The sequence below is a fragment of the Nocardia sp. NPDC051463 genome (assembly GCF_040681975.1).
In the GTDB taxonomy this organism is placed as follows: domain Bacteria; phylum Actinomycetota; class Actinomycetes; order Mycobacteriales; family Mycobacteriaceae; genus Nocardia.
Genome location: NZ_JBFBAB010000022.1, coordinates 72,968 through 99,313, shown reverse-complemented (window position 1 = coordinate 99,313; position 26,346 = coordinate 72,968). Strand labels below are relative to the sequence as shown.

General features: G+C 65.8%; 28 protein-coding genes. 11 read left to right on the top strand and 17 right to left on the bottom strand.

Annotated features, from left to right (window positions below; translation table 11 throughout):
* The first annotated feature begins 1 nt into the window (after position 1).
* From AB0M74_RS25370 to AB0M74_RS25360, 3 genes are all read left to right on the top strand, one after another.
* Positions 2–565: a dihydrofolate reductase family protein gene (locus tag AB0M74_RS25370; protein WP_366528776.1), complete on the top strand. Its 564-nt coding sequence runs from the start codon at positions 2–4 to the stop codon at positions 563–565.
* A 777-nt stretch (positions 566–1,342) separates the two neighbouring features.
* A complete protein-coding gene (locus tag AB0M74_RS25365; RefSeq protein WP_366528775.1) occupies positions 1,343–1,861 on the top strand; it encodes an N-acetyltransferase in 519 nt (172 codons plus the stop codon).
* A 53-nt stretch (positions 1,862–1,914) separates the two neighbouring features.
* Complete coding sequence (locus AB0M74_RS25360; protein ID WP_366528802.1) at positions 1,915–2,073, top strand: hypothetical protein; 159 nt, start codon at positions 1,915–1,917, stop codon at positions 2,071–2,073.
* Here the strand turns inward: AB0M74_RS25360 and AB0M74_RS25355 are convergent.
* Positions 2,070–2,690, bottom strand: coding sequence for a helix-turn-helix domain-containing protein (locus AB0M74_RS25355; protein WP_366528774.1), 621 nt, complete (start codon positions 2,688–2,690; stop codon positions 2,070–2,072). The two genes, AB0M74_RS25360 and AB0M74_RS25355, sit on opposite strands and share 4 nt — an antisense overlap.
* Positions 2,691–2,792: 102 nt before the next feature.
* Between AB0M74_RS25355 and AB0M74_RS25350 the strand changes: the two genes are divergently transcribed.
* Positions 2,793–4,025: an FAD-dependent monooxygenase gene (locus AB0M74_RS25350; RefSeq protein WP_366528773.1), complete on the top strand. Its 1,233-nt coding sequence runs from the start codon at positions 2,793–2,795 to the stop codon at positions 4,023–4,025.
* A gap of 57 nt (positions 4,026–4,082) precedes the next feature.
* Here the strand turns inward: AB0M74_RS25350 and AB0M74_RS25345 are convergent, their stop codons facing one another.
* The 6 genes from AB0M74_RS25345 to AB0M74_RS25320 form a co-directional block, all read right to left on the bottom strand.
* Entirely contained in the window at positions 4,083–4,673 is a 591-nt protein-coding gene (locus tag AB0M74_RS25345; protein WP_366528772.1) for a TetR/AcrR family transcriptional regulator, read from the bottom strand.
* A complete protein-coding gene (locus AB0M74_RS25340; RefSeq protein ID WP_366528771.1) occupies positions 4,670–5,896 on the bottom strand; it encodes a cytochrome P450 in 1,227 nt (408 codons plus the stop codon). The genes AB0M74_RS25345 and AB0M74_RS25340 overlap by 4 nt, the downstream gene beginning before the upstream one ends.
* 639 nt (positions 5,897–6,535) lie before the next feature.
* Entirely contained in the window at positions 6,536–7,036 is a 501-nt protein-coding gene (locus AB0M74_RS25335) for a hypothetical protein (RefSeq protein ID WP_366528770.1), read from the bottom strand.
* Between the two features lie 724 nt (positions 7,037–7,760).
* Positions 7,761–8,672, bottom strand: a complete 912-nt coding sequence (gene bla / locus AB0M74_RS25330) for a class A beta-lactamase (RefSeq protein ID WP_366528769.1) — start codon at positions 8,670–8,672, stop codon at positions 7,761–7,763.
* Between the two features lie 217 nt (positions 8,673–8,889).
* The gene (locus AB0M74_RS25325) at positions 8,890–10,359 is read right to left on the bottom strand and encodes a catalase (RefSeq protein ID WP_366528768.1); all 1,470 of its coding nucleotides are present in this window, start codon (positions 10,357–10,359) and stop codon (positions 8,890–8,892) included.
* A 66-nt stretch (positions 10,360–10,425) separates the two neighbouring features.
* Positions 10,426–10,857, bottom strand: coding sequence for a Fur family transcriptional regulator (locus AB0M74_RS25320; RefSeq protein ID WP_366528797.1), 432 nt, complete (start codon positions 10,855–10,857; stop codon positions 10,426–10,428).
* A gap of 343 nt (positions 10,858–11,200) precedes the next feature.
* On the opposite strand from AB0M74_RS25320, the gene AB0M74_RS25315 reads away from it, so the two are divergent.
* Positions 11,201–11,464, top strand: coding sequence for a hypothetical protein (locus AB0M74_RS25315; RefSeq protein WP_366528767.1), 264 nt, complete (start codon positions 11,201–11,203; stop codon positions 11,462–11,464).
* 73 nt (positions 11,465–11,537) lie between these two features.
* Complete coding sequence (locus tag AB0M74_RS25310) at positions 11,538–12,887, top strand: serine hydrolase (protein ID WP_366528766.1); 1,350 nt, start codon at positions 11,538–11,540, stop codon at positions 12,885–12,887.
* A gap of 97 nt (positions 12,888–12,984) precedes the next feature.
* Here AB0M74_RS25310 and AB0M74_RS25305 read toward each other — a convergent pair whose 3' ends face one another.
* Positions 12,985–13,911, bottom strand: coding sequence for an aminotransferase class IV (locus AB0M74_RS25305; RefSeq protein WP_366528765.1), 927 nt, complete (start codon positions 13,909–13,911; stop codon positions 12,985–12,987).
* Between the two features lie 61 nt (positions 13,912–13,972).
* On the bottom strand, positions 13,973–14,392 hold the full coding sequence (locus AB0M74_RS25300; protein WP_366528764.1) for a nuclear transport factor 2 family protein: 420 nt from the start codon (positions 14,390–14,392) through the stop codon (positions 13,973–13,975).
* Here AB0M74_RS25300 and AB0M74_RS25295 point away from each other — a divergent pair.
* Entirely contained in the window at positions 14,391–15,056 is a 666-nt protein-coding gene (locus AB0M74_RS25295; RefSeq protein ID WP_366528763.1) for a TetR/AcrR family transcriptional regulator, read from the top strand. The genes AB0M74_RS25300 and AB0M74_RS25295 overlap by 2 nt on opposite strands.
* A 95-nt stretch (positions 15,057–15,151) precedes the next feature.
* On the opposite strand, the gene AB0M74_RS25290 is transcribed toward AB0M74_RS25295, so the two are convergent.
* A complete protein-coding gene (locus AB0M74_RS25290; protein ID WP_366528762.1) occupies positions 15,152–16,186 on the bottom strand; it encodes an aspartate-semialdehyde dehydrogenase in 1,035 nt (344 codons plus the stop codon).
* Positions 16,187–16,189: 3 nt separating this feature from the next.
* The gene (locus AB0M74_RS25285) at positions 16,190–17,455 is read right to left on the bottom strand and encodes an aspartate kinase (protein WP_328408317.1); all 1,266 of its coding nucleotides are present in this window, start codon (positions 17,453–17,455) and stop codon (positions 16,190–16,192) included.
* A gap of 343 nt (positions 17,456–17,798) precedes the next feature.
* Between AB0M74_RS25285 and AB0M74_RS25280 the strand changes: the two genes are divergently transcribed.
* Positions 17,799–18,209, top strand: coding sequence for a YjbQ family protein (locus AB0M74_RS25280; RefSeq protein ID WP_366528761.1), 411 nt, complete (start codon positions 17,799–17,801; stop codon positions 18,207–18,209).
* Positions 18,210–18,211: 2 nt separating this feature from the next.
* Here the strand turns inward: AB0M74_RS25280 and AB0M74_RS25275 are convergent, their stop codons facing one another.
* Positions 18,212–18,595 (bottom strand): hypothetical protein, encoded by a 384-nt coding sequence (locus tag AB0M74_RS25275; protein WP_366528801.1) that lies wholly within the window; start codon positions 18,593–18,595, stop codon positions 18,212–18,214.
* A gap of 166 nt (positions 18,596–18,761) precedes the next feature.
* Here AB0M74_RS25275 and AB0M74_RS25270 point away from each other — a divergent pair, with 166 nt between their 5' ends.
* The 3 genes from AB0M74_RS25270 (at position 18,762) to AB0M74_RS25260 (ending at position 20,954) form a co-directional block, all read left to right on the top strand.
* Positions 18,762–18,944 carry a DUF1918 domain-containing protein gene (locus AB0M74_RS25270; protein ID WP_366528760.1) on the top strand — a complete coding sequence of 61 codons (183 nt, stop codon included), beginning with the start codon at positions 18,762–18,764 and terminating at the stop codon, positions 18,942–18,944.
* Positions 18,945–19,220: 276 nt separating this feature from the next.
* Positions 19,221–19,679, top strand: coding sequence for an SRPBCC family protein (locus AB0M74_RS25265; RefSeq protein WP_366528759.1), 459 nt, complete (start codon positions 19,221–19,223; stop codon positions 19,677–19,679).
* A 63-nt stretch (positions 19,680–19,742) separates the two neighbouring features.
* Complete coding sequence (locus tag AB0M74_RS25260) at positions 19,743–20,954, top strand: low temperature requirement protein A (RefSeq protein WP_366528758.1); 1,212 nt, start codon at positions 19,743–19,745, stop codon at positions 20,952–20,954.
* Here the strand turns inward: AB0M74_RS25260 and AB0M74_RS25255 are convergent.
* The 5 genes from AB0M74_RS25255 to AB0M74_RS25235 all read right to left on the bottom strand — a co-directional run bounded on the left by AB0M74_RS25255 (position 20,932) and on the right by AB0M74_RS25235 (position 26,234).
* The gene (locus AB0M74_RS25255; RefSeq protein WP_366528757.1) at positions 20,932–21,777 is read right to left on the bottom strand and encodes an ion transporter; all 846 of its coding nucleotides are present in this window, start codon (positions 21,775–21,777) and stop codon (positions 20,932–20,934) included. The two genes, AB0M74_RS25260 and AB0M74_RS25255, sit on opposite strands and share 23 nt — an antisense overlap.
* A gap of 121 nt (positions 21,778–21,898) precedes the next feature.
* Complete coding sequence (locus AB0M74_RS25250) at positions 21,899–23,536, bottom strand: GMC oxidoreductase (RefSeq protein ID WP_366528756.1); 1,638 nt, start codon at positions 23,534–23,536, stop codon at positions 21,899–21,901.
* Between the two features lie 42 nt (positions 23,537–23,578).
* Positions 23,579–25,150: an alpha/beta hydrolase gene (locus AB0M74_RS25245; protein ID WP_366528755.1), complete on the bottom strand. Its 1,572-nt coding sequence runs from the start codon at positions 25,148–25,150 to the stop codon at positions 23,579–23,581.
* 85 nt (positions 25,151–25,235) lie between these two features.
* Positions 25,236–25,418 carry a DUF1272 domain-containing protein gene (locus AB0M74_RS25240; RefSeq protein ID WP_366528754.1) on the bottom strand — a complete coding sequence of 61 codons (183 nt, stop codon included), beginning with the start codon at positions 25,416–25,418 and terminating at the stop codon, positions 25,236–25,238.
* A 48-nt stretch (positions 25,419–25,466) separates the two neighbouring features.
* A complete protein-coding gene (locus tag AB0M74_RS25235) occupies positions 25,467–26,234 on the bottom strand; it encodes a sulfite exporter TauE/SafE family protein (protein ID WP_366528753.1) in 768 nt (255 codons plus the stop codon).
* Positions 26,235–26,346: the final 112 nt, after the last annotated feature.

The window sequence follows — 26,346 nt, the reverse complement described above, 5'->3', positions numbered from 1 at the left end:
CATGCGCAAGCTGAAGCTCCAGGTCCAGATGACCGTCGACGGCTACATGTCCGGCCCGAACGGCGAGATGGACTGGATGACGTTCCCGTGGACCGACGACATCGGCGCCTACATCGGTGCGCTCACCGCTCAGGTCGACACCATCGTGCTCGGCCGCAAGCTTGCCGAAGGATTCATCCCGCACTGGGCCTCCAACCCCGCGGGCGAGCCCCAGGAGGCCATCGACCAGATGAACAACACGCCCAAGGTCGTGATCTCCAACAGCCTCGCCGAGTCACCGTGGGACAACACTGTCGTCGCGGGCGGTGACCTCGCCGAGATCATCAACAAGCTGAAGTCACAGCCCGGTGGCGACATCATCGTCTACGGCGGCGGCACCCTCGTCTCGAACCTGATCGCCGGGGGCCTGATCGACGAGCTGCACCTGTTCGTCAACCCGACTGCGATCGGCGCGGGCCTGCCGGTCTTCGGCAACCCGGGTGCCAACCAGCAGTTCAGCACGGTCGCCGCCACACCCTTCGAGTGCGGGATCACCGCGTTGCACCTGGAGCCGAAGCGCGCCTGACCGGCGCGGGAGGTGTTGGGTCGCGCCGCAGCGCACGCCGTCACCTGTGTTGGATGCGGAGCCGGGTTTCCGTCCGCGGCAGGAACGGCTTCCGCCCTGAGGGATCAGCTCGGAAGCCGTTCCGGTCCCAGCACCGCCGGGGCGAGCTGTGTCAGGGCACTCGAAGTCTGCAAGCAGAATCCGGAAGGCCGCAAACTTTCTGGCGCAGCGGTCGATATGGCATCGGCGATGGCGCAGGAGTACCCGGCCCGCTTCGATAACGGTCAACGGCACTTCCGGTACGTCGTGCAGCCAACCGGCGGACCGAACTTTTTCGTGGCGCCCGGCGCCGGGGGGCTGTTGCCACCGGCCGGCGGCTGGAGTCGGTCGGTGTGCCACCGCTAGGGGCGGCATCGACCCGGCGCCGGGGCTATCCAATAGTCTTCTGCGCCAATGTGTCCTGCGATCGCGCAATGGTGTTGCCAGGTGTTGCCTTGTCCTCCTGGTCGCATGGTCGACGCTGTGAATATTTGTCCACCCGATGTTCGCTCGAAAATCCGATGGCAGGCCGCTCGCGTGCCGTGTTAGCGTCGCTTGCCCGTATTCGATCAGCCGCAGGAGGTGGGCAGATGACCGTGCCGAAGACCACCGTCTCGCACGACACCCGGACCGCCCGATCCCAGGTCCCGGCCTGACCGACTTTCGTCCGGCGTTCGTGCCGCGCGCCATCCGGCTCGCGTGACGGTGGTGCCCGCTTCGACCGAGGCCACCCCCTCTCACGAATACGGAGAATCTGCCATGCGCACTCGCACCGACTGGATCACCCGCGTCGAGACCGACGCCGATATCCCCGCGGTCCGAAACATCAACCTCGCGGCTTTCGAGACCGCGGAGGAAGCCGATCTCGTCGACGCGTTGCGCGATGATCCGTCGTGGATCGATCGCCTTTCCTTCGTCGCCGGGCTACCGGGCGGCCCGCTCGCCGGGTACGCGCTGCTGACCCGCTGCCACGTCGACGCCACCCCGGCGTTGTGCCTGGCACCGTGCGCCACGCTGCCGGAGTACCAGCGGACCGGTGCGGGTTCCGCGGCGATCCGCGCCGCACTGGACGCGGCCCGACAGCTCGGCGAAGCCTTCGTGATCGTCCTCGGGCATCCGGCGTACTACCCGCGCTTCGGCTTCACCCGGGCCAGCGAGCACGGAATCGGACTGAGCATCGACGTGCCCGATGAGGCCCTGATGGCGCTGACGCTCGATGAGACACGGCCGCTGCCACGCGGAACTGTCCGCTACGCAGCACCATTCGGTATCGACTGAGAGACCAACGGCGAACCTGAGCCGAAAAGCTCGGTGCGGATCGCATTCGTCGTGTGATCCGCCCGGCCGCGCTGCCCGCGCCGATGGCGTCGACCAGCATCGAATTGTCCGATGGGCGTTCGGCTATCGGTTTCGCCTGCACGTATGACGCCGCCGAGGCAGCGTCCGATATCACGCAGTGCGGCGGCTGGAAGGCGTATCTCCAGCGTTAGGCCGGCTCCGTACCGGCAGCGCCCGGGACACCCGCGGGCGCTGGCGGTTGCGGGGCGAGTGCGGCGAGGGCGACCGCGAAGTCGTCACCGGTCGGCAGCGCACCATCCGGATTGCTGATCCACTGGATCGCAAGACCATTCAGCAGCGTGTAGTACAACCGGCCGACCGCATCGGCCTGTACCCGCGACAGCTCCGGGTACACCTTGCCGAGGATTGCCGCGATTTCACTGACGGCTTGCGCACCGGCCTTCTCCGTGTACCGTTGCCCATCCGACGATCGATGGACCCGGACGATGTTCTCTGTAGACGCGACAATGCCTTCCCTGTTGCGAAGGAAGATCGCGCCGATGCCTGCCCATGTCGCGGCGAACGACTCGGCGAGCGAACGGCCCGCGCCCGCGGTCCTGATCAAGTTTTCCAGTTCAGCGTCGATGCCGTCGCCGATGGCTTCGGTGATCGCCTCGCTGATCAATTGGTCCTTCGATCCGAAGTGGTACCCGATCGCCGCCAGGCTCACCCCGGCGGAATCGGCGATATCGCGCGCTGTGGTCGCCGCGAATCCGCGCTGGTAGAGGCAGGTCCGCGCTGCCGTGAGCAGTTCTTCTCTGTTTCCCATGCTCTCACTGTACGTCCGTCTTACACATTTGTACTAGACAAACGTGCAAGCCTCTGTTAAACATATGTCTAAGACATTCGAGTCAAAGCAAGGGGTCCCAACATGAACGCCAACTCCGCCGACCAGCCTCGCGTCCTCGTTTCCGGCGGTGGTATCGGCGGCAATGCCGTTGCCCTGCAGCTACTCCGGGCCGGCATCCGGGCCACCGTGGTCGAGCGCGCCGACGCGCCCCGCCCGGGCGGTCAGGCCGTCGACCTGCGCGGGCCGAGCAGCGAGGTCGCGGAGCGGATGGGCCTGATGCCCGGCATCCGGAAGGTCCAGCTCGACGAGCGCGGCATTGTCATGGTGGACAGCGAAGGCAAGGAGCTGCTGCGCATGCCCGCCGAGATGTTCGACGGCAAGGGCGCGGTGGCCGAAATCGAGCTCACCCGTGGTGACCTCAATCAAGTACTACTCGACGCGCTCGCCGAAGCGGGCGGCGTCGACTACCGCTACGGCGCATGGATCACCGACATCAACCAGGACGACACCGGCATCGATGTCACCTTCGCCTCCGGCAGCACCGAACGCTTCGACATCGTGATCGGCGCGGATGGACTGCACTCCGCCACCCGGCGACTGGTGTTCGGCCCCGAAGAGGAGTTCTCGACCTACCTCGGCGGGTACATGTCCTTCTTCACACTGCCGACCCCGGCAGGCACCGAAGACAATTGGTTCACGATGAACTCGCTGGTCGGCGCGACCAACGTCGGTCTCCGTCCCGACTACGACCCGACCACCTGCAAGGCGATCATCACGATGCGCACCGACGCCGATCCCGCCCTGCGTCGCGACATCCCCGCGCAGCAGCAGCTGATCCGCGAGCGGCTGGCAGGCGGCGGCACTATCGCGAACACGGTCAACGATGCCATGGGCGAGGCAGGAGACTTCTACTTCGACGAGCTGGCGCGCATCGACATGCCGACCTACTCGAAGGGCCGCGTCGTGCTGCTCGGTGACGCAGGTTACTGCGGCTCGCCGCTCACCGGTCAGGGCACCGCGATGGCCTTGGTCGGCGCGTATGTGCTGGCCGGCGAAATCGTCGCGCACGCAGGTGATCCGGAGCAAGCGCTGGCCCGCTACGAAGAGGTGCTGCGGCCGTTCGTCGCCAAGGCGCAGGAGCTGCCGCCGGGCGGCCTGAAGGCGATGACCCCGAAGACCCGCTTCGGGATTCGCGCGGGTCATATGGTCAGCAAGCTGATGACCGCCAAGGTCATGAAGCCGCTGATGATGAAGATGCTCAGCGGGACCGACGCCTACGACCTGCCCGACTACTCGGCGCAGACCATCGGGTAATCGCCCGCTGGAGAAACCGACCATGACCGGCGCCGTCCACCACGGCGCCGGTCCTCGTCATTCGATGACGGTCCGCTCGTCGAGCAGGAACGGCAGCAGGAAATTTCGCAGCATCGCCCGCTCCTCGTCCTCCCCCGCGCCGGGCAGCGTCAGCATCGAAACGACCACCCGCACCACCCACTGCCCGAGCATCCGCGCCGCGGCCGCGGATAATCGCGGACGATGGCCCGCGACGAAACCGGTGCCGATCGCATCGATCACGTGCGACGAATTCGACAGCTGGGCAACGATTCCCGAGTTCGCAGGCTCGAACCACACGGCCAGGTGCGGTGTCTTGCGTACCTCGGCGAGCACCGCGGCAACGCCGTCGAGCAGCTGCTCGGCACGGTCGGCGCTCGCATCGTCGGGTCGATCACGCCATACCCGCTCCACCAATTGCCGCGCCTCACGACCCGCGAAGGCCACATACAGCGCTTGACGATTGTCGAAGTAGCGGTAGAGCGTCGCCCTGGAACAGCCTGCGGCGTCGGCGACTTCGGCCATACCGATTCCGCTGACACCCTTCTCCAAGAACAGCGTGCGCACCGCGTCGAGGATGCGTTCGGAGGCCAGTTCGGCCCGGCCGTCGGCCAACCAGTCACCGTTCATGCCGTGCACCGGAACGGGATCGTGGTCGGCCTGCGCACATAAGGGCCGGGCGCATACTGGACCGCATCGATGTCGACGACATAGTCGGGAAAGCGCTCCAGCAACTCCGCCAAGGCAACTCGGGCCTGCATCCGCGCCGCCGCCGCACCGAGACAATGATGCGGGCCGTGGCCGAAGGTCAGGATCCGCTGCGGGTTCCGGTCGATGTCCAGTTCCTCGGCGTCGGCACCGTAGACCCGATCGTCGCGGTTGGCCGCGCCGTAGACCAGGAGCACCTTGCGTCCCGCGGGCACCGTCGTGCCGTGCAACTCCACCTCTCGGGTCGTTGTCCTGGCCAGTCCCTGCACGGGCGAGGTCAGCCGGGCGAGTTCCTCGATCGCGACCTCGACGCGGTCTCGATCGGCCACGAGCGCCGCGCGTTGCTCCGGGTGCTGTTGCAGCAATTGCACTGCACCACCGAGCAATCCGGTGGTCGTGTCATTGCCACCCGCGACCATCGTCCAGGTGTAGGCGAGGATCTGGACGAGGCCGCGCACATCGTCGTCGTCCGCGGCCATGCCCGCCTGCACCAAGAGCGATACGGTGTCCTCGCCCGGGTCGGTCCGACGCCGTTTGATCAGCTCGGCGAAGTAGCCGAGCATCTCCATCGAAGCCTGCTGCGCATGGGTGTTGCGCGCGTCGATACTCCCGGCAACCACCGCATCGGTCCACCCGTCGAAGCGCCCGTGATCCTCCGGCGGCACCCCGAGATAGTGCGCGACAACCATGCTCGGCAGCGGCTTGAACAGTTGCTCGACGATATCGCCCCCACCCTGCTCGGCCAGCTGATCCAGGCGCTGCCTGACGAAACCGCGCACCACCGGCTCGACGTCGACGACCTGCCGCGGTGTGAACCCGCGCGCAACCAGTCGCCGAAATTCGGTGTGCACCGGCGGATCCTGCATCACCAGCGGCGGATTGTCGGTCAGCCCGATCTGCTCGAGCTCCCCGTACTCCACCGTCAGCCCGTCGCTGGAGGAGAATGTCGCTGTATCCCTCACTGCCGCATACACATCCGCATGCCGAGTGAGCACCCAGTAGTCATGCGCGGGCCGCTCCTCCGGCACCACATGATGCACCGGATCCTGCGCACGCAGCGCGGCATACATCCCCCACGGAGACTTCCAGGTCGCACCCGACCGTAGTTCGAACCTCGGAGCATCACGATACTCTTGGAGCAACATGTAGCGACCGTAAGACAGATTCAGCAATCTGTCTACCAGATCTCGGAAGTCCGGAACCGGGCAACCCGCGTGCGAACGATTCCCATGTCCCCACGTCGAGGAGCCGACGTGCCAGCTCGACGAACGCGGCCGCTATCGCCGCATCGGCAATGAGCGCGTCGACATCCACATCGAGAATGCGACAGCAGATCGGCGTCGCTTACGGTCAGGAATTTGCCCCCGCCCACATCGCCGGGAGCCGCCGGACCAGGCGACGGTGCAGCCCGTTGGCAAGGTGGGTGAAGTAGCCGAGGCGATCCGAGAGCGGCCCGCGTCGTGCGTGCACGAGAACGGCCGGTGACACCGACCACGTTCGGTGGAAAAGCGGCCGGGCCGGTCACCCCTCGTGAACCGGCCCGACCCATACCTGGGTGGGATCGTCGGCGTGCACCGAATGGTTACCTTCGGCAGTGGCGGTTGCCGGTCAGCTCCTGGAAGAGCCATCCGAAAGTGTCTGCGCTCTAACGAAAGCCGGCCGGACCGGTCACCCCTCGTGGACCGGTCCGGCTGGCCTTTTCCCTGGTCGCGACCTGTCAACCCCTCGAAGACAGGTCGCGCCCGGTTTCCACCTCCCGGTGGTGGTTTTTCCCCTGGCGCTGCCTACTGGCAGTACTCGAAGGTGCCGAGGACGGTGCGGCCGTCCTTGATCTGGTAGCCGGTGGCGTAGAGATCTGTGCTTGCGACCGGGTTCTCCCCATCCGGTGCCAGCCACTCGACCTGCTGGATGACCTTGTAGGCGTTCGGGTCGTTGCGCAGCACCTTCAGCTCCGCATCGTCCATGTCGGCGGCCTTGGTGTCGGTGGCTTTCCCCTTCTCCCACTCGCTCGCCACTGCCAGGGTGCCCTTGGCGGCGTCATAGACGACGGTGCGGTACCGGATCAATTGGTATTCGCCGGGCCGGTGGCCCGGCTGCGCGTAAACGATCGGGGCGGCGATCTCGATCTCGATGCGATCACTCTTGTGGGTGCAGGTGGCCTGACCGGTGAGCGCGGCGCCGGGGTGGCCGGTGGTGTCCGCGATCGCGGCGCCCGCGCCGAACACCAGGGCGCCTGCGGTGGTCGTGAGAGCGAGGGCGAGGGCGGTGGTCAGCTTGCCGATCATCGTCTGTCCTTGTCGGGTCCGGGTCTTTGTTTTCCGGTGTGTTCCGGTGGTGACACAAACAATGCAGTCCGGGGCTTGGCGCGCCCTTAAGAAGATCTTGTAGGCACAAGACCGCAGGTAGAGCCATCGATATCAGCGGGAACCAGTCGAGTTGCCACCACGTGAGCCCAAAACGGCGGATGATGGAAATGAGGGCGCCAAGGAGATGGGAGCGGCGATGGAAACCGTGGTCGTGTGGATACTGGCTACCCTGCTGTATTGGTGGGGCCTGCTGTAGTGCGGTGTAGCCGCAGCCTGTGACAAGCACTCGAAATCCGCTCCACCCCTGGCTGGAAAGTCAGGGGTGGAGCAGAGACACGAAATCCGGTGGATGGAGCAGCAAGGCGGCTGCTCACGTGGATGGATGACCATGCCGACGCGGCGGCCGAAATCACAGCCGCGACAACCGCGGTGATCAGCGCGTACCGCCCGCTGCGCTTCGCAAGTTCCAGTTGGCGCTGGAGGGCCGCCAGGTCCGACGACGACACCGCCGAAGCAGGCGGTTCGGGCGGACCGACAGGCTCCTGGTGCATGTTCGGCGATACGGTGTCGTCGTCGGCAGCCATGGGGTCAAGCTACGTCGCTCGGGTTGCTCAGCGAACCGGACTCGCTCGAAATCGACCGTTCCGAACTCGAACGGCAACCTTGGTCTCGCCGGTGGGGTCGAGGGTGATCTTGTCGAGGATCAGCGCAGGGATTCGGTCGCGAGCTTGGTGGCGTCGACGATTACCGCGTCGTCTCCTGTGGCGTCCGCGGTGCCTTTGCAGGTGAGCACGGCGATGACGATCGGCGCTCGGCCGCCGTCGGGCCAGGTGATCGCGACGTCGTTCAGGCAACCGTAGGCTCCGGTGCCGGTCTTGTCGCCGGTTGTCCAGTCGGCGGGGACGCCTGCGCGAATTCGCTTGCTGCCAGTGGTATTCGCCTTCAACCAGGAAATCAGTCGATCGCGCTCCGGGGTGCTGAGCGCGTCGCCGAGGACCAAGGCGCGATAGTCCGCAGCGAGCGCGGCGGGGGTGGTGGTGTCCTGCGGATCGCCGGGGACGGCGGAGTTGAGTTCGGGTTCCCAGCGATCCAGCCTGCTTACCTGGTCGCCGAGTGTGCGCAGGAACGCCGTCACCTCCGCAGGGCCGCCGAGTTCGCGCAGCAGCAGGTTGGCGGCAGTGTTGTCGCTGCGGGTGATCGTCGCTTCGGACAGTTCGGCGACCGACATTCCAGTGGCGATCTTCGTGCTGGTCACGGGCGAGTTCGCGACAAGGTCGGCCTCGGTGAACTGGATGACGCGGTCGAAATATCCGGTGTCGAGTGGATGCGCCTTCAGCAAGGCCGCCACGGCGAGCGTCTTGAATGTGGACAGCAACGGGAAACGCTGGTTGGCGCTGTTCGACACGGTTTTGTCGGTGCCGGTGTCCACGGCGAACAGACCGATTCGGGATTCGTAGCGCATCTCCAGGTCCGCGATCCGAGCGGCGGCCCGCACCGGCGCGGCGGTGCTCGGAAGCTCTTGCGCCGCTTGCGAATCGGTGCCGCAGGCAGCGAGCAGTGGCAGCGCGAGCGCGGCGGCGATGACTACCCGATTGTTACGTGTCAGCCGAAACATGCCCCTCACTGTGTCAGGCGGTCGGGTAGCCGAACAAACGGGCCTCGGCCCTGATAGCCGGTGCGACAGCACTCAGCGAGCCCGGGAACTTCCTCGCCGCCGGCGAACCGAGCACGTCTTCGGGAAATATGGCAGGAGAACGCGCTGAATGTAGAGCGCTCAGGGCACGGCAGGTGCACACCTAGGGAGGTGAGCACCTGCCCGACGTTGCGAGTCGCTACGCCGATGTGCCGTTCAGTCCTGCACGCACGCCTTCCTCGACCCGCTTGCCGAGATCGGCGTCGACGTTCTTCCAGTACTCGAAGACCCGGCTCAGCACCGGCTCCCGCACCCCACCGAGTACGTGGCCGACGATGTTGTTCACCAAGCGATCTCGCTGGTCATCGTCGAGGACCTCACGGACCAAGGTGCCCGCCTGGGTGAAGTCGCCATCCTCGGCGTGCTCGATGTAGCCCGCGCGCACGACGGTGGGATCGAACTCCCAGATGCCGCCATCCGGCGCCCGCTGCGGGTCGGCATGCGGGCCGCCGAAGGAATTCGGCGCGTACACCGGCACACTCGCGTCGTTGTATTCGTAGCGCATGGAGCCCTCCTTGGAGTAGGAGTTCACCTCGGCGGCCTTCGCGCGGTTCGGCGGCAACTGCGCGTAGTTGGTGCCGATCCGGTAGCGGTGCGCGTCCGCATAGGCGAACACCCGACCCAGGAGCATCTTGTCCGGCGAGAAACCAATGCCGGGAACGATATTCGATGGCTCGAAGGCGGCCTGCTCGATGTCGACGAAGTAGTTGCCCGGGTTGCGGTTCAGGGTCCACTTGCCGACCTCGATCAGCGGGTAATCCTGGTGCGACCACACCTTGGTCAGGTCGAACGGGTTGAATCGGTAGCCCTCGGCCTCGGCGACCGGCATGACCTGCACGTGCACCGTCCAACTCGGGAACTCGCCGCGCTCGATCGCGTCCCAGAGGTCCTTGCGGTGATAGTCGGCGTTCTCCCCGGCGATCCGGTCGGCGTCGGCCTGGGTCAGGTAGTCGATACCCTGGTCGGTCTTGAAGTGGTACTTCACCCAGAATCGCTCGCCCGCAGCATTGATCCACTGGTAGGTGTGCGAACCGTAGCCGTTCATGTGGCGGTAGGTCTTAGGGATCCCACGGTCACCCATCAGCCAGGCCACCTGGTGCGCGGTCTCCGGGCGCAGGGTCCAGAAGTCCCACTGCATGGTGTGATCGCGTAATCCGTTGCCGGGCAGGCGCTTCTGGGACCGGATGAAGTCGGGGAACTTGATCGGGTCGGTGATGAAGAAGACCGGAGTGTTGTTGCCGACGAGGTCGTAGTTACCGTCTTCGGTGTAGAACTTCACCGCGAAACCGCGTGGGTCGCGCCAAGTGTCGGGACTGCCCTGCTCACCGGCCACCGTGGAGAAACGCACCAGCGACTCGGTTCGCACACCCGGCTGGAACAGCTTGGCCTTGGTGTATCGGCTGACATCGTTGGTCACAACCAGCTCACCATAGGCACCCGCACCCTTGGCGTGCACGATCCGCTCCGGCACCCGCTCACGGTTGAACTGAGCGAGCTTCTCGATGAGGTAATGGTCGTGCAGCAGGATGGGCCCCTGGACGCCCGCGGTGAGTGATTCGTTGTCGCTCGGTACCGGGGTACCGGTGTTGGTGGTTGTCGGCTTGGTCATGTCGAAGCCTCCTCGGCTGATGGGAACAACGTCCCGGGGATCGGCTGTCCCCGGCTGTCGGGGTGACTACCGCTCTTGCGAACGACAGGTAGGGCACAGACCCCAGAAGACGACCTCTGCCTCATCGATCGTGAATCCGTGGTGGTCCACGGGTTCCAGGCAGGGGGCGCTGCCCACAACACAGTCCACGTCCACGACCGCGTCGCAGCTTCGGCACACCAGGTGATGATGGTTGTCTCCGGTCCGGGTCTCGTAGCGCGCGGCCGAACCGGCCGGCTCGATACGGCGCAGGATTCCGGCGTGTACGCAGGCCCGAAGCACGTCGTAGACGGCCTGCGTGGATACCGAACCCAATGCTTGCCTGACCGTGGCGGCCAGCCGATCGGCGTCCGAATGCGGTCGGGCCGCGACCGCATTCAGCACCGCGACCCGCGGGGCGGTAACCCGCAGGCCTGCCGCACGCAACTGTGTGCGCGGATCGGTGGCGTCGGTGTGCATGCCAACGATGGTCGCTTCTTTTCTGGAATTAGTCAAGAAATAGAATCTATAAGGTCACTGCTCCCCGCGAGCCGAGAGCGTGCAGCCGCACGTTGTGTGGGTCACATTCGGCAACGCGGAATAGATCGCGATGCGGCACGGTTGACCACCTCTGTCGGCGTCCGGACAGCCCCGGGCCTCACCCCTTTTTGTCGCTTCGAGCGACCACTCGCCGAGAGGCGCTTGTGGGACGTCGGCACCGAGCCGTGACGCTGGCGTGGCGTCCGGCGGCTCAGCGCCGCCAGGTCTGACGATCTGGCGGCGTTTCACATATTCGTGACGCTCCGATTCGGAGCACTGATTCGTGGTCGGCGACGCGGTGGTCGAGAATGCCGCCTTGGCAGCCATCGCGGTCGTGGCTGTCATCGCCATCATCACGGTCAATGACCACAAGTCCGAGCTCTCGGCGCACATGTTCGGCACGGCACCGCCAGGGTGCCGGTATCGGTTGCGGGCGTTGACGGAGCCGGAACGCATTCGGCGGCAACGGTTCGGACCACATCGAGTGCCGGCGGCGGCGGAACTGTCGTGCGCCCTCGGATATCCCCGAAATTCGGCCTCCGCATAGCGCCGAATTTTTGCCCGGCCGATGCTCAGCCTGTTGCCCAGTGCACCGGGTGCCGACGCGATAGCCTTTGGCCATGGGGCGTTTCTACGGATTCCTGGCAGGAATCGCGGCGGTATCGCTGGTGGCGGGGAGTGTGTTCGCCGGGAATGCGCAGGCGACCTCGAACGACCAGATGGCGTGCGGGGTGTCCTCCGGGCGGGAACCGCAGCGGGCGGCGCCGGAGCAAGTGGGGCTGAATTCGCAGCGGCTGGCCGAAGCACTGGCCTTCGCTGGTGGGCGGAATCGGTTGAATGTGCAGGTCTTCCGGCACAACTGCCTGATCGGCGAAGGGCCGACGAACGACCAAACCGGAAATGTCGCGTGGAATATCTGGAGCGCGACCAAAAGTGTCGTCTCGGTACTCGCCGGAATGGCATGGGACCACGGCAAACTCGATATCGATGCGCCGATCGATCGATACCTACCGCCGGGGCTCGGTGACGAAATACATCGGTCGATCACGGTGGAAAATCTGCTCACCGAGACCTCGGGGATGCGCGTCGGAGTGCTCACCGAAGGCATTACAGGAGTGATTCCACTCGACCCGAACAGCGCGGTGCAGGCACTCGGTGTGCCACTGGATAACCCGCCCGGCACGGTGTTCAGCTACAGCCAGCGCAATGTCGACCTGCTCGCGTATGTCATCGAATCAGCGATCGGCGAACCACTGCAACAGTTCGCGCAGCGGGAGCTGTTCGATCCGCTCGGCATCGCTCGCGGCGACTATTATTGGGCGCGCGATCGCGCCGGACACACCTACGGGTACGCACACTTGATGATCCCGCCGAACGATTTCGCGAAGCTGGGCCTGCTGGTGAGCAACAACGGGCGCTGGGGCACACAGCAACTCGTGTCGCAGGAGTATCTGCGGCAGGCGCGGCAGCCCTCGGCGGCGAACAGTTGCTATGGGTACCTCTTCTGGATCGGACCCGGGTGCTTGGAGATCGCCGCTTCGCTGCCCCCCGACGTGTATACGATGGCCGGGCTCGGTATGCAGGACGTATTCATCATCCCCAGCCTGGACCTGACCGTGGTCTGGACCGGGGTCTACGGCAATGTCAGCCGCCAGGGCCTGTCCGGAATCGTGCAGAACACCGCGGAACTGCCGCACGAATTCTTCCGCAGGCTGTTCGCCGCGTTCGACGAAAGGCCACTCCCGGACCCGGGTCCCTACATCGAGCCGCCGTTGCGACTGGATCCGAGCCGATACGTCGATGCCAACATCCTGCTCGCGGTCTTCGGAATCGGGCCGTCGGCATACCCGGGCTGCAATGTGTTCGCCTGCCTGAACTACCCGCTGGCCCCACCATTCGCGGACACCGCGCCCGGCTGCGTCGTTCTGGTATGCCTCGGCCCCGATCCACGCACGCCCGGGATCCGCTGAATCGCGTGCCATCACCGAATTTCACACCGAAGAAGGGCATTTCGCCTGCGGCAACAGGTCCCGGAATTGCGCCTGCCGCGCCGCCCATGCCTTTCGGCTAGGCCGGCGACCCGGTCAGATTCGTGACCCAACCGTGCAGCTCATCGGTGCGCAGTGCGGCTGCATGGCGTTTACGCAATGCCTGGGAGATCGGCCCATGGCGGCCATCGGCGATCAGTCGACCGTCGACCTCGGTGACGGGAGCCGCACCCGCGGACGTGCCGGAGACGAAAACCTCGTCGGCGATGTACAGCTCGGTCAGATCTACCGTCCGTTCGACGAACGGAATGCCACCCTCGGCGGCGAGGGTGAGGATGGTGCGGCGGTTGATGCCGTCGAGGATGTCACAGGACACGTCGGGGGTGATGAGGGTGCCATTGCGGACCAGGAAAATGTTGGCCGCACTGAGTTCGCAGACATGGCCGTTGCCATCGAGGAAGATGCAGTCGTCGTAGCCGCTATCGATGGCATCCTGCTTGGCGAGCACCGAATTCACGTAAGCGCCGTTGACCTTCGCGCGCGAAGGAATCGCGTTGTCCGGAATACGCCGCCACGGACTGGATTTCAATCGCATGCCGTCCTGCGGGACGATCGGCACCGCGTCATAGACGAACATACTCACCTGAATCGCGCAGCCACGAACCCTGGTGCCGGGGATCGACTCGACGACATGCACTGTCGCCCGCACGAATACATCGGTGACAGGTGCGTTCCGTTCGATCAGTTCGACAACGGCGGCCCGAAACTTGGTGAAATCCCACTCGGCGGCGAAACGATCGATGCCGATGATCTTGCAGGACTCCTCCAGCCGCCGGAAGTGATCGTCCAACCGGAAAGCGGTGCGCGCCGATCCATCCACATGCACCGGGAACACGGTGTAGACGCTCAGACCGTAGAGAACTGCCGAGGACGCGACATTGACCGATGCCGAGTCAGCGGCAACGATCCGGTCGCCGAAGTACACGTAGGCATGCGGGTTCGTCATCGCCGGAGGCTAGCAATCGAAACGGCGTGCGGGCGAGCCGATTTTCGGCGTGCCCGCCCGATCAGCGCTCGGCGTGCCGGGCGAGTCGAGCCGTATCCATGTAATCACGGAACAGCACGACCTTTCCGTCACGCACCCGGACAACGTTGACAGAAGTACGGACCCGAGCCCGCCGCGCGCCGGGCACCGTCATGTCGACCTCTGTCTCCACCAGCACCAGCTCGGGATCGGTGGTCTCGTACACCTCGGGATAGATGTCGTGCACCTCGATGCCAGGGAGGTTCGACCAACGCTGGGTGAGGTGGGCCCGGACCTCATCGCGACCGACATATCGAGTCGGCATGCCGGGCAGGACGAAGGGTATTTCGAACACCACATCGGGAGCGAGCAGTTGCACGAACGCCTCGGCATCACGCACAGGCAGGATCGCGAATAGGCGTTCGACCAGCTCGCGCGGGCTATCCACCGAAGACTTCACCATGAAACACCTCGTCAATAAGCGGAACGTATACCCCGTTTATGATCCGGAACGATCGCCCCGTTTGTCAATGAGCGCAGTAAACTCGTCGTTCGTGACCGATCCACCGAAACAGGAACCGCGCACGCTGCGCGCCGACGCGCGCCGCAACCGCGATCGCGTGCTTGCTGCCGCCCAGGAGGCTTTCGCCGCCGAAGGTCTTTCGGTCCCTCTAGACGAGATCGCACGCCGGGCCGGCGTCGGCGCGGGCACCGTCTACCGGCACTTCCCCACCAAGGAGGCGCTGTTCGAAGCCGCGATCGTGGAACGCATCGAGCGCATGGCATCGCACGCGCGCGAACTGTCCACCGCCGAGGACTCCGGCCGGGCCTTCTTCGACTTCCTCGACGTGATGGCGACCGACGGTGGGCTGAAACGCGACCTGGCCGACGCCGTCGGCGGACAACTCCCCCCCGAGCACCTCGCGCCCGTAGCCGAAATGAACCGCGCGATCGGCGAGTTGCTCCGGCGCGCCCAGCAATCCGGCGCGGTCCGGACCGATATAGATATCGACGACCTGATGCGAATCATCAAGGGCACCTTCATCGCCGCGCAGGGCACCGGCGTGACCAACGATCAGCGGCGACGCAGCTTCATGGTCATGTTCGACGGCCTACGGCGGCGCTGAAGCGCACCGAGTGCGGCACGTAACGTCGAACGGCGCGGTGATCCACCCATTGTGGACCACCGCGCCGTTCGGTGATTCGATTCGCCCCGCCGGACTCAGCGGTCGGCGAGTAAGACCTCGGCGATCTGAATGGTGTTGAGAGCAGCACCCTTTCGCAGGTTGTCGCCCGAGATGAACAAGGCGAGACCGCGACCGTTCGGCACACCGGGATCCTGGCGGATGCGGCCGACGAGGGACTCGTCGATGCCGGCAGCCTGCAACGGGGTCGGCACCTCGACGAGCCTGACGCCCGGCGCCTTGGCCAGCAGTTCCTTGGCACGCTCCACCGAAATCGGTTCCGCGAATTCGGCATTGATCGACAGCGAGTGGCCGGTGAAGACCGGGACACGCACACAGGTGCCGCTGACGAGCAACTCGGGCAGGCCGAGGATCTTGCGGCTCTCGTTGCGCAGCTTCTGATCTTCGTCGGTCTCACCGGAGCCGTCCTCGACGAGCGCGCCCGCGAGCGGGATCACATCGAAGGCGATCGGCGCGACGTACTTGTTCGGCGCGGGGAACTGCACCGAACTACCGTCGTGCACCAGCTTTTCGGCGTCGCCGACCACGGCACGCACCTGGGATGCCAGCTCCTCGACCCCGGCGAGCCCGCTGCCGGACACCGCCTGGTAGCTGGAGACGATCAGGCGCTGCAGCCCTGCCACATCGTGTAGCGGCTTGAGCACCGGCATCGCCGCCATGGTCGTGCAGTTCGGGTTGGCGATGATGCCCTTGACCAGATTGCGCGTCTGCTCCGGGTTCACCTCGCTGACGACCAGCGGGACCTCGGGATCCTTGCGCCAGGCCGAGGAATTGTCGATGACCGTCACACCGGCCGCCGCGAAACGCGGCGCCTGCACGCGGGACATGGTCGCGCCCGCGGAGAACAGTGCGATATCGAGGCCGGAGGGGTCGGCGGTCTCGGTGTCCTCGACAACGATCTCGCCACCACGCCACGGCAGCGTCTTACCCGCCGAGCGCGACGAGGCGAAGAACCGGATTTCGTCGGCCGGAAAGTTGCGCTCCTCCAGCAGTTTTCGCATGACAGCGCCGACCTGACCGGTCGCGCCGACAACGCCTACCCGAACTCCCATGGCCTATCGCCCCGTTCCCGCGTGGACAACGGCGACCTCGTCGCCGCCGAGGTCGAAGGCCCGGTGCAGCACCTTGACGGCTTCGTCCAATTCGCTGTCCCGGACGAGCACCGAGATCCTGATCTCCGAGGTGGAGATCAGGTCGATGTTCACACCCGCGTGCGCCAGCGCCTCACAGAAGGTGGCCGTCACGCCGGGGTGGCTCTTCATACCCGCGCCGACCAGCGACACCTTGCCGATGTGATCGTCGTACAGCACCTGGGAGAACCCGATTTCGTCCTGACGCTTGGTCAGCATCTCCACCGCACGCGCACCGTCGGTCTTCGGCAGCGTGAAGGTGATGTCGGTCTTGCCCGTATCGATCTTGGAAATGTTCTGCAGCACCATGTCGATGTTGATCTCGGCATCGGCGATGGCGCGGAAGACCTTGGCCGCGTAGCCCGGTTCATCCGGCAGTCCGACCACGGTCACCTTGGCCTCGCTGCGGTCGTGCGCGACGCCCGTGAGGATTGCTTTCTCCAAGGGGATGTCCTCCATCGATCCGTAAACGTAGGTGCCCGGCTTGTCGGTGTAGGACGAGCGCACATGCACCGGAACGTTGTAGCGGCGCGCGTACTCGACGCAGCGCAGCATCAGCACTTTGGCGCCGCAGGCCGCGAGCTCCAGCATCTCCTCGTAGGAGACCTGCTCGAGTTGCTGGGCGTCCGGCACGATCCGGGGGTCGGCGGTGAAGACGCCGTCCACATCGGTGTAGATCTCACAGACGTCGGCCTCCAGCGCCGCGGCAAGCGCGACCGCGGTGGTGTCGGAGCCGCCGCGGCCGAGCGTGGTGACGTCCTTGCTGTCCTGGCTGACGCCTTGGAAGCCCGCGACGAGCACGACGAGCCCTTCGTCGAGCGCGCTGCGCAGCCGACTCGGGGTGACGTCGATGATTTTGGCGTTGCCGTGCGCGCCCGTGGTGATCACGCCGGCCTGCGAGCCGGTGAACGAGCGGGCCTCGGCGCCGAGGGAATGGATGGCCATGGCGACGAGCGCGTTGGAGATCCGCTCACCGGAGGTGAGCAGCATGTCCATTTCACGGGCAGGCGGCGCGGGCGCCACCTGCTGTGCCAGGTCCAGCAGTTCGTCGGTGGTGTCACCCATGGCCGAGCAGACGACCACCACATCGTGGCCCTGCTTCTTCGTCTCCACGATCCGTTCAGCGACGCGCCGGATACGCTCGGCGGTTGCCACCGAGGATCCTCCGTACTTCTGAACCACGAGAGCCACGAGAGGGTCCTCCAAGATCGACAATCAGCTGCTGACAGCCACCAAGACTACCGACTCGGGTCCAGTGGATTTGTCGGTACCTCCTCAGCTCACGCGGATCGAAGGGGCCATTCGCGAATCGAACTCGGCCGAAAGGGTTTCCAGCAACCAGCGATTCTCGGTGTTCTCCGAGCGCCGCGATCAGCCACTCACCGTCCCGCCGAACGAACACGGTCGTCTGGACTTTGGTGTTGCGGCAGTTGCGCCGCTTGCGCCCCTTCACCACCGCGCCTTGGCCGTGCACGACCGCCATATCCGGGGCTCCGGTGGCGAGCGACACCGCGGCTACCCGCACGATGGAACCATGAAGAGCACGGTGTTCGAGGTGACAACGGGGCACAGTGAAGTCGTCTACGACCTCACCCCGCAGTGCACGCAGTTCGCCAGGGAGGCGGGCGGTGACGGTCTGCTGCACGTCTTCGTCCCGCATGCCACCGCGGGAATCGCGGTGCTCGAACTCGGCGCGGGCAGTGACCACGATCTGCTCGCCGCATTGCGCGAGCTGCTACCCGCCGACGACCGCTGGCGGCATGCGCACGGATCCCGCGGCCACGGCCGCTCCCACGTCATGCCCGCGCTGATCCCGCCCTACGCCACCATCCCGGTCATCGGCGGCGCGCTGACGCTGGGTACCTGGCAGTCGATCGCCCTCGTCGATCTCAATGTCGACAATCCGGACCGCCAGGTTCGCCTGTCCTTCCTCACCGACGACTGAGCTCAGGAGCGCACGTCGCGACCAGCTTGCCGACCGTGCCGCTGTCGGCCGATCAGGCCCGGCTCAACCACGTGACCTGCGTTCCATTGCCGCTGACCACGCGTCGGCGTGAACAGCGCCGGACGGAACTCGCCCGCGAGCCAGATGTCTATGCCGTCGGCTTGCTTCAGCGTGCGAACCAGGCCGATCGGGTCGCTCTCGACCAACTCCACCTTCGGGTCATCGATCCGACCGAGCGTGCTCGACACCACGTACTGCCGCATGTGGGCGTACGGGCTGGTCACACCGATGGCAAGGCTGGGCTCGTACGTGCCCGCGACCCAGCACGAGGGTGTCGAACTTGTGATCGGGTTCATCCACGACCAACCCCAGGTGCGGGCGCGCATGGGTGGGCAGGGTCCCGTTGAATTCGATATCCGCGCGGACTCGCGCGGTGCGCACGGCGCGCAGTTCCGGTCGCCTGGTGGCCTCCAGTCGCAGCTCCCCATCATCGGAGACCGGGACTGACCTCGGCGCTTGTGACGCGCATCACTTGCATTCGATAATGGAGCAATGATGGCGAATGTCGGAGACCAACTGCTGGTACACGGGCACGTTGTGGGTCAAGGTGACCGCCACGGCGAGATCATCGAAGTCCGCGGACCCGAAGGCGGACCGCCCTACCTGGTGCGTTTCACCGACGGGCACGAGTCGCTCGTCTACCCGGGGCCGGATGCGGTGATCGAGTCGAAGTAGCCGACCCGACCACCTGCGGCCCGGCCGGACAGCGATCGGCCATGCCCCACCACACGCACCGATCCCACGGATGACAAGTCCGCTGGACCGGTGAATTCGCCTTCGGCGCACCTGCGAATTCGGAATCCGTTCGCACCGTTCGCGTTCGGTCGACATCGGTGTGATGTCCGATACCGCCGCGTCTACAGGTGGTCTTAGCCACTGACCACACAGTTGACGACGCTATGTGTCGCTGGGCACAATCGCCGATGTAAATGGGCGGGGGCGGAGGTATGGATGCGCACAAAAACCGATATCCGATTCGTCGTCGATGCCGACCCTGATCAGGTGATGGATGCTCTGGCCGCGGTCGAATTGCTCCCCGAATGGTCGAACTCCTACCTCGATGCACGGGTCGCGTCCCGGGATGACCAGGGCCGGCCGCGACGGGTGTTCGTCAAGGCGGAATTGATCGGCGGCTCGGATCTGCAGGTGCTGGAATACGGCTGGACCGACAATCGGGCCGCGTGGGAGGTCACCGACAGCACGCGTGGTGTGAAGGGTGGGGGCTGGTTCGAAATCTCCGACGGCAAAGACGGCACGGACGTCTGGTATCACGTCGAGCTGTACCTGCCGATCCCGGTGCCCGGACTGCTCGTCAGTCGGACACTGCGACGTTCGTACGAAGAGGTGGTGGCGAACTTCATTGATTTCGCCGAGCGATTTCGGGAGACCGAACCGATCGAGGCCGGGTAGCCCGTAGCCCCGCGCCGCAGATCCGGCGCGCACCTGTCGCACAGAGGTGCGAACATGTGCAGCATGATCGGTTCCAAAAGGATTCGGCTGCGGCAGGTTTCCGAAGGTGATTCGGTAACTCAGCTCGAGTTGTTCTACGACCTCGTTCTCGTCTTCGCCTTCACCATGGTGACCGACCTGGCCGCCGGGGAGACCAGCGCGAAGAACCTGCTGCGCGCGTTGCTGGTTCTCGCGGTGATGTGGTGGGTCTGGATCGCCTACTCCTGGCTCGGCAACGTCCTGCGCGCCGACGAGGGCATCACCCGGGTGGCCATGTTCGTCGCTATGGGCGGGGTGTTCCTCGCGGCGCTCACCATTCCGGAGGCGTTCCAAGATCTGTCGGGCGGCTGGTATGGCCCGCTGGTTTTCGCGATCGCGTACCTGGTCGTGCGGCTGGTGCACCTGGTCATGTTCTGGCTGGCCAGCGCGGAAGATCCGCAACTGCGCAGGCAAGCGATGAAATGGGGGGCAGGTTCGATCACGATCGGCACCACCCTGTTGGTGATCGCCGCGACGACCTCGGGCACCGTACAGATCGGGCTGTGGATCGCCGCGATCGCGGGCGACATGCTGTGGACGTTCCTGGCCGGTGAAGACTGGCGGGTGAATTCGGCCAGTCATTTCTCCGAGCGGTATGGGCTGATCATCATCGTCGCGCTCGGCGAATCGATCGTCTCCATCGGTATCGGCGTGGCCGGGCTGCCCATCTCGTGGCCGATCGCGGTCGGCGCGCTACTCGGCCTCGGGATCTCGGGACTGCTGTGGTGGGCCTATTTCGATGTCGCCGCGCTGTCGGTGGAACACGCGCTCGCCGAGGCCGAGGGCGAACGCCAGATCAAGATCGCCCGGAATTGCTATACGTTCTGGCATTTCCCGATGATCGCGGGAATCATCGCGTTGTCGCTCGGTTTGAAGAAAGTCCTGTACTACGTGGGCGACGCATCGCACCACACCCTGAAGGACGCGTTGTACGGAGTCCCACTGTTCTGCCTGTACGGCGGCGTGGTGCTGTATCTGTGCGCGCTGGTCGGGTTCAAGCACTATGCGACGGGCAAAGTCACGGTCGTGCGTGTGGTGGCCGCGGTGGCCCTGCTCGCACTGATCCCACTGGCGGCCGCATTGCCCGCGCTCGCGTCACTGTCGATTCTGTGCGCGGTGCTCGTTGCACTGATCCTCTGGGAGACCGCCAGGTACGCACAGCCGCGCCACGAGATCAGGCACGCGGTACACGACTGAGGTGATGGCGGACCGACGCCTCGGGGTGTGACGGGCCGTAGGCCGACGGCTCGACCCGCACACCGTTGTGTACGGCCGCCCTGATCTGGTCGATGTTCTCGCGCAGCATGTCCGAGACCAGCTCGTCGGTCCGCGGATCCTCCAGCACCTGGAACACGATCCGGAATGTGGTGTCGGCGATCAGCCGGATGATGTCGTCGTGGAACGGGATGTAGCGGACCCGCCCGGCCTGCGGGTCCTTCTTGATGAGTTCGAGGATCATCTCGTCCATTTCGACGCGGTTCTCTTGCAGCGCCGCCGCGATATTGCGGGTGTAGTGACCCGAACGCAGCACATGTGCGACCTCGTCCAGGACGGCGATGGTCATCGGCCGTTTGATGACCTCGACGATGGTCTTCACGAACCGGTTCACCACCGCGGCGGTCACCCGCTCACCGAGCGCCCGGTCCGCGACGCGACCGACGCGGACCGCGATCGCCACGATTCGCAGCAACCGGAACCCGCGGAGGAACGGGCTGGTCACCGGGATCATGCCCAGTACCTCGTACCAATAGATGAACGGGTAGGTCCACGGCCAACCCGCCCGGCGCCAGCGCCACAGGAATTCCGCGGCGAAGATCGCGCACACCGTGTAGTCGATGATCACGATCACCCGGTGGGTGTGTGCGGCGACCGGGAAAAAGGTGACCCAGGCGACCAACACCACCGAGACGACGGCAAGCGCCAGCATCACCAGGTCACTCCACAGGGCGGGCGGCCTGCGGAAGAAGCGATCCGGCTCCGGCGCTTCGTCGATACCCGAGACGGTGGTCGGAGCTGCCACGTGAGGAATCCCTTCGACGCCGAACGATCCCGGCCGAGAGTAATCGGCATCGGCAGAGCGCACTTCCCACATGTGCAACGGCTTGATCACCATCTCGGCGCAGACCCGCCGGTAGCGGCGACTATTTCCCGGCGCGCACGATCGCTTCGATGTTCCGTTCGGCTAACGCCGCGATGGTGAGCGACGGGTTGACCGTTCCCGTGCTGCCGGGAATGGCGGCACCGTCCATCACATACAGGCCGGGGTGGCCGTGCACCCGGCCATTGCGGTCGGTGGCCAGGCCGAGCACCGCGCCGCCCAGCGGGTGGGCGGTGAAATTCGCGTTCGCGTCGTACCCGAGGGCGCCGAATTGGACCAGCGCATTGGATCGTTCGGCGATGCGCTGGTCGACCGCGCGAGCGGCGGCGGCCGTCTCGTCCCGAATCCGGATCGGCCAGGACAACCCGACGCGGTTGCTCGCCCGGTCGTAACCGAATCGAGTGCGCGTCGGATCGAGCACCATGCCGAGTGAGGCCAGCGCGCCGGTCTCGAATGGAATGCCGGGGACGTACCAATTTTCGAGAGTCAGCGGCACAGCCGATTCGTCGAAGATCCGGCTGGCGCTCGGCACCGCCTGACCGAGCCCCGCCAGTTCGCTTGCGCCACGGGCGAGCACAACGTCGCCGTTGTTGCCCCAGCCGTCGCCGATGTGTTCGTTGAGATTCGGCAGTGTCCCGGTGGCCTGAGCCCGAACCAGCAGCTCCGAGGTGCCGATGGAGCCCGCGCCGAGAAACAGCCGATCACAGGTGAGGGTGCGGGTACCGAGCACTTCGCCGGTCGGGGCGAGTTTGGCGACGACGACCGAATACCGGCCGCCCGGCTCCTGGGCGATGGCCTCGACCCGGTGGCCGGGGAATACCGCGGACTTGCCGGTGTCCTGCGCGTACCGCAGGTAGTTCTGGTTGAGGTCGAACTTTGCGCCGTTGGAGTTGCCGAGATTACTGCGGGCCGCGATGGCCGACGGGCGGGTGCCGCCCGCGAGTTCGCCGCGCAGGATGTTCCAGTTGAAAATCGAGTCGTTGGGTATCGGCTGGTAGCCGGCCCTGCGCACCTGGTCGTCCCAGGAGCGGGAATGGGTGAAGGGCGCGGAGCCGTATAGGTCCGCGGGAACCGGGTTGAGCCGCAACATCTCTCGGACCCGCGGGTAGTAGACGCGGTCCATCTCGCCGTAGTCGACGGTGCCACCGAAGACATGGTCGAAGAACCGACGTTCGGGTGCGACCATCGCGCCGGTGAAGATCACCGAACCGCCGCCGACGGCCGCCGCCCGCCACACATCGATGCCCGGGTACTCGGTGCAGTCGAGCACACCGCCGAATCTGGCGAACTGCATCGGCACCTTGGTGACACCGGTGAAGGTGTTGCGATGCCAGAAGCCGCGGCCGTCGGGTAGGTCGTCGCCGGTGAAGATCTCCCGCCAAGGATCGTTCGGCCAGCGCGAGCCGCGCTCGAGCACCGTGTTCACGATCCCGGCTTCGGCGAGGCGCAACGCGGTGACCGCAGCTCCGAACCCGGAGCCGATCACGATTGCGGGCGAGTGCGCGGGCGGATCAGGAAGTGGCGCAAAGATTTCCGGCACCCAGGTGCGGAACAACGAATGCCAGACCGGATCCGCCACGGCAGTCCGGGGGTTCAGCGCCGTGCCTGCGGCACCCAGCAACGCAGCGGCACCAGCCGCCCTGAAAAAGGCACGTCTCTGCACCCAGGCCACCTCCCTCATCACGCATGGCCGAGCGCAGATTACATGGCAATGGCCGTCGCGTCACCCGCCGAAGGGCGCCCGATCGGCCGTACAGGAGGCGGTGGGATCCGGGAGTCGCAGGTCGATCAGATAGCGCTCCTGTAGCCGGCGGGTGCAGTCACCGGCCGGCTCGTGCCCGTAGCCGTCGACGACGACCAGCCGCGCATTGCCGAGCTCCTGTTGCGCCCGCCTGGCGAACGCCAGCGGGGTGACCGGGTCGAAACGATTGTTGAACAGCAGCGCAGGGACCTCCGAGCGCAACGTCCACGGGCCCGTATACCGCTGTGGATAGCCGTCCCGCGGCGCCGACCACGAGGCACACGGCTGTCGGAGGTACAGCCAGAACGCGGCATAAGTCGGGGCGTTGCCGGAGAATTCCCGCGCCAGCTCGGGCCACTGGTCCGGTCGTTCGGGAAAGTGACCGTCCGCACACGTGATCGCAGTGAAGGAGTCGAGGAAATTCAACGAGACAGGCTCTGCGGCAAGCGCTTTCCGCACGATGCCGGGGTTGCCCTCGGCACCACGCTCCAATTCCGCGAGCAGTTCGGCAAGCGCGGACCAGCCCTGCTGCGAGTCGTAGAGCAACAACGCCTGCGCCTGGAGGACCTCGCCGTAGCTCACCCGCACCGCGGTCTCGCCGCGCCCGACCTCGACCGCGCCCTGCCGCAACCGGTCCAGCAACGCGCGATCGCGGGCGCGCGCATCCTCGCCGGCGAACGCGCACTTCGGCTGGCCTGCCTGGGTGCACAACCGGACGAACTCGCCGAACACTTCCTCGGTGCCGATCGCGCTGTCGGCGACTGCGGCAGCCGCGTTGTTCGTATACGCGTCCGGATCGATCATCGCGGCGAGTTGCAGTGCGCGGACTCGGTCCCCGAACAACGCGCCGTAGACCTCACCGAGATAGCTCGCGTAGGAGGCGCCGGTGTAGGTGAGCTTCGCGTCGCCGACCGCGCGACGCAGCAGGTCGATGTCGCGCGCGGCGTCGACCGTGGTGAGATGCGGCAGCAACGCGGCGCTGTGCTCCGCGCAACCGGCCGCAAGCTCGCGACTGCCGCGCTCGGCGGCGCGCTCCTGCTCGACATTGGCGGGCGGCTGCGGGGAATTCGCCCAGAACCTTTGCTGCGCTCGGTGATCGGCGAAGCAGCGCACCTGTGAGCTGCGGCCGACCCCGCGCTGATCGAAGATGATCACATCGAATCGACGGCTCACCTCGCCGGGAAAGAGTTCACCGCGGGCTGCCCGGTCGAATCCCGATCCGCCCGGCCCACCGGCCGCGGTGACCAGCGTGCCGATGCGACCGACCGGGTCGCCCGCGGGCTGACGGAGGACCGCGAGCGGGATGGTCGCCCCGTTCGGTTGCGCATAGTCGAGCGGAACGGCCGCGACCGCACACTGGTACCTGCTCGATACGGGCTCCGCACACGGCGCCCAGTCCAACCGCGGCGTCGGCGCGGCATCGGCCTGCGCGACCAGTTCGACCGCCCTCGACTGCTGGTGCTTCGACTCCCGCTCGGCCGATGCACCGCAGCCACCCAATGCGGGCAACAGCGCGATCAACACACCGCATACGGCGATCCTCGACCTACCCACAGCGCTCATCCTCTGCCCACACCATGCCCGCGTCGTCCTCCTTTGTGACGAGATCGGCTGTGCCGCAGCGTTGGACGAGGTCCGGTCAGGCGGTGACCACTCGCCTGGGCCTGGCCACCAGTTCACCGCCGCAGTTCGGGCACACGCCGTTCATGGCCCGACCGCACGATTCGCAGAACGTGCACTCGTAGGAACAGATTCGGGCCGGACCGTCCGCGGTCAGGCCGACATCGCAGCGCTCGCACACCGTGCGCATCTCGAGTGCCATGCTGCTACCTCCGTCGTCACTTTCCACGGTAAATCTTTGCGCCCGGACCTATGCCGTCAACAGCCGGACGACCGCAATGAGCCCGACGACGACGATCACCCCACGCAGCACGTTCGGCGGCAACCGCCTGCCCATCTTGGCACCGATCTGACCGCCGATGACCGATCCGACCGCGATCAGCGCGACCACTCGCCAATCGACATCCGCGACCATCGTGAATACGACCGCGGACACGGCGTTCACCAGCAGTCCGAGCACATTCTTGACCCCGTTGAGGCGCTGGATGTCCTCGTGCACGAACACGCCCAGCAACCCGATCAACAGCACACCCTGGGCCGCGCCGAAGTAGCCACCGTAAATGCCCGCGGCGAAAACCGCGACGAACAAGATCAAGCCGCCGTGCTCGGGTTCCGGGCCGGTGTCGTTGTCTCGGCGCTGCTTCACCCAGCGCGCCAACCTCGGCTGCACCATGACGAGCACGAGCGCGGCGATGATCAGCACCGGCACGATCGCCTTGAAAGCCGAGGCGGGCAGCGTCAGCAGCAGCACGGCGCCGGTGGTGCCGCCCAGCAGCGACGCGGTGCCCAGGCGCAGCAGCCTGGCCCGCTGGCCTTCGAGCTCGCGCCGATACCCGATCGCGCCGCTTACCCCGCCGGGGACCAGGCCGATCGTGTTCGACACGTTTGCCGTCACCGGCGGCAATCCGAATGCCAGCAGCACCGGGAAGGTGATCAGAGTGCCCGATCCCACAATCGTGTTGATGCCGCCCGCCGCGATACCCGCGCCGAAAACGGCCAGTTGCTCCAGCCAAGTCATCTGCGTTCCTTCGACGTCCCGTCGGACCGAGTCCGTACAAGCGTGTATGCCCGGTGGGAACGCTATCGGCAACATCGGATGACCGGCTGACAGGACCGGGCTTTCGGGCCCG

What these genes read in the sequence shown, in the direction of transcription:
- AB0M74_RS25325 (WP_366528768.1), bottom strand. Translation starts at nt 10,359, where the DNA reads ATGACCAAGCCGACAACCACCAACACCGGTACCCCGGTACCGAGCGAC.
- bla (WP_366528769.1), bottom strand. Translation starts at nt 8,672, where the DNA reads ATGTTTCGGCTGACACGTAACAATCGGGTAGTCATCGCCGCCGCGCTC.
- AB0M74_RS25350 (WP_366528773.1), top strand. Translation starts at nt 2,793, where the DNA reads ATGAACGCCAACTCCGCCGACCAGCCTCGCGTCCTCGTTTCCGGCGGT.
- AB0M74_RS25250 (WP_366528756.1), bottom strand. Translation starts at nt 23,536, where the DNA reads ATGAGGGAGGTGGCCTGGGTGCAGAGACGTGCCTTTTTCAGGGCGGCT.
- AB0M74_RS25260 (WP_366528758.1), top strand. Translation starts at nt 19,743, where the DNA reads ATGATCGGTTCCAAAAGGATTCGGCTGCGGCAGGTTTCCGAAGGTGAT.
- AB0M74_RS25270 (WP_366528760.1), top strand. Translation starts at nt 18,762, where the DNA reads ATGATGGCGAATGTCGGAGACCAACTGCTGGTACACGGGCACGTTGTG.
- AB0M74_RS25300 (WP_366528764.1), bottom strand. Translation starts at nt 14,392, where the DNA reads ATGGTGAAGTCTTCGGTGGATAGCCCGCGCGAGCTGGTCGAACGCCTA.
- AB0M74_RS25275 (WP_366528801.1), bottom strand. Translation starts at nt 18,595, where the DNA reads ATGCGCGCCCGCACCTGGGGTTGGTCGTGGATGAACCCGATCACAAGT.
- AB0M74_RS25365 (WP_366528775.1), top strand. Translation starts at nt 1,343, where the DNA reads ATGCGCACTCGCACCGACTGGATCACCCGCGTCGAGACCGACGCCGAT.
- AB0M74_RS25345 (WP_366528772.1), bottom strand. Translation starts at nt 4,673, where the DNA reads ATGAACGGTGACTGGTTGGCCGACGGCCGGGCCGAACTGGCCTCCGAA.
- AB0M74_RS25295 (WP_366528763.1), top strand. Translation starts at nt 14,391, where the DNA reads ATGAAACACCTCGTCAATAAGCGGAACGTATACCCCGTTTATGATCCG.
- AB0M74_RS25305 (WP_366528765.1), bottom strand. Translation starts at nt 13,911, where the DNA reads ATGACGAACCCGCATGCCTACGTGTACTTCGGCGACCGGATCGTTGCC.
- AB0M74_RS25310 (WP_366528766.1), top strand. Translation starts at nt 11,538, where the DNA reads ATGGGGCGTTTCTACGGATTCCTGGCAGGAATCGCGGCGGTATCGCTG.
- AB0M74_RS25335 (WP_366528770.1), bottom strand. Translation starts at nt 7,036, where the DNA reads ATGATCGGCAAGCTGACCACCGCCCTCGCCCTCGCTCTCACGACCACC.
- AB0M74_RS25370 (WP_366528776.1), top strand. Translation starts at nt 2, where the DNA reads ATGCGCAAGCTGAAGCTCCAGGTCCAGATGACCGTCGACGGCTACATG.
- AB0M74_RS25290 (WP_366528762.1), bottom strand. Translation starts at nt 16,186, where the DNA reads ATGGGAGTTCGGGTAGGCGTTGTCGGCGCGACCGGTCAGGTCGGCGCT.
- AB0M74_RS25235 (WP_366528753.1), bottom strand. Translation starts at nt 26,234, where the DNA reads ATGACTTGGCTGGAGCAACTGGCCGTTTTCGGCGCGGGTATCGCGGCG.
- AB0M74_RS25240 (WP_366528754.1), bottom strand. Translation starts at nt 25,418, where the DNA reads ATGGCACTCGAGATGCGCACGGTGTGCGAGCGCTGCGATGTCGGCCTG.
- AB0M74_RS25355 (WP_366528774.1), bottom strand. Translation starts at nt 2,690, where the DNA reads ATGGGAAACAGAGAAGAACTGCTCACGGCAGCGCGGACCTGCCTCTAC.
- AB0M74_RS25340 (WP_366528771.1), bottom strand. Translation starts at nt 5,896, where the DNA reads ATGTTGCTCCAAGAGTATCGTGATGCTCCGAGGTTCGAACTACGGTCG.
- AB0M74_RS25280 (WP_366528761.1), top strand. Translation starts at nt 17,799, where the DNA reads ATGAAGAGCACGGTGTTCGAGGTGACAACGGGGCACAGTGAAGTCGTC.
- AB0M74_RS25320 (WP_366528797.1), bottom strand. Translation starts at nt 10,857, where the DNA reads ATGCACACCGACGCCACCGATCCGCGCACACAGTTGCGTGCGGCAGGC.
- AB0M74_RS25265 (WP_366528759.1), top strand. Translation starts at nt 19,221, where the DNA reads ATGCGCACAAAAACCGATATCCGATTCGTCGTCGATGCCGACCCTGAT.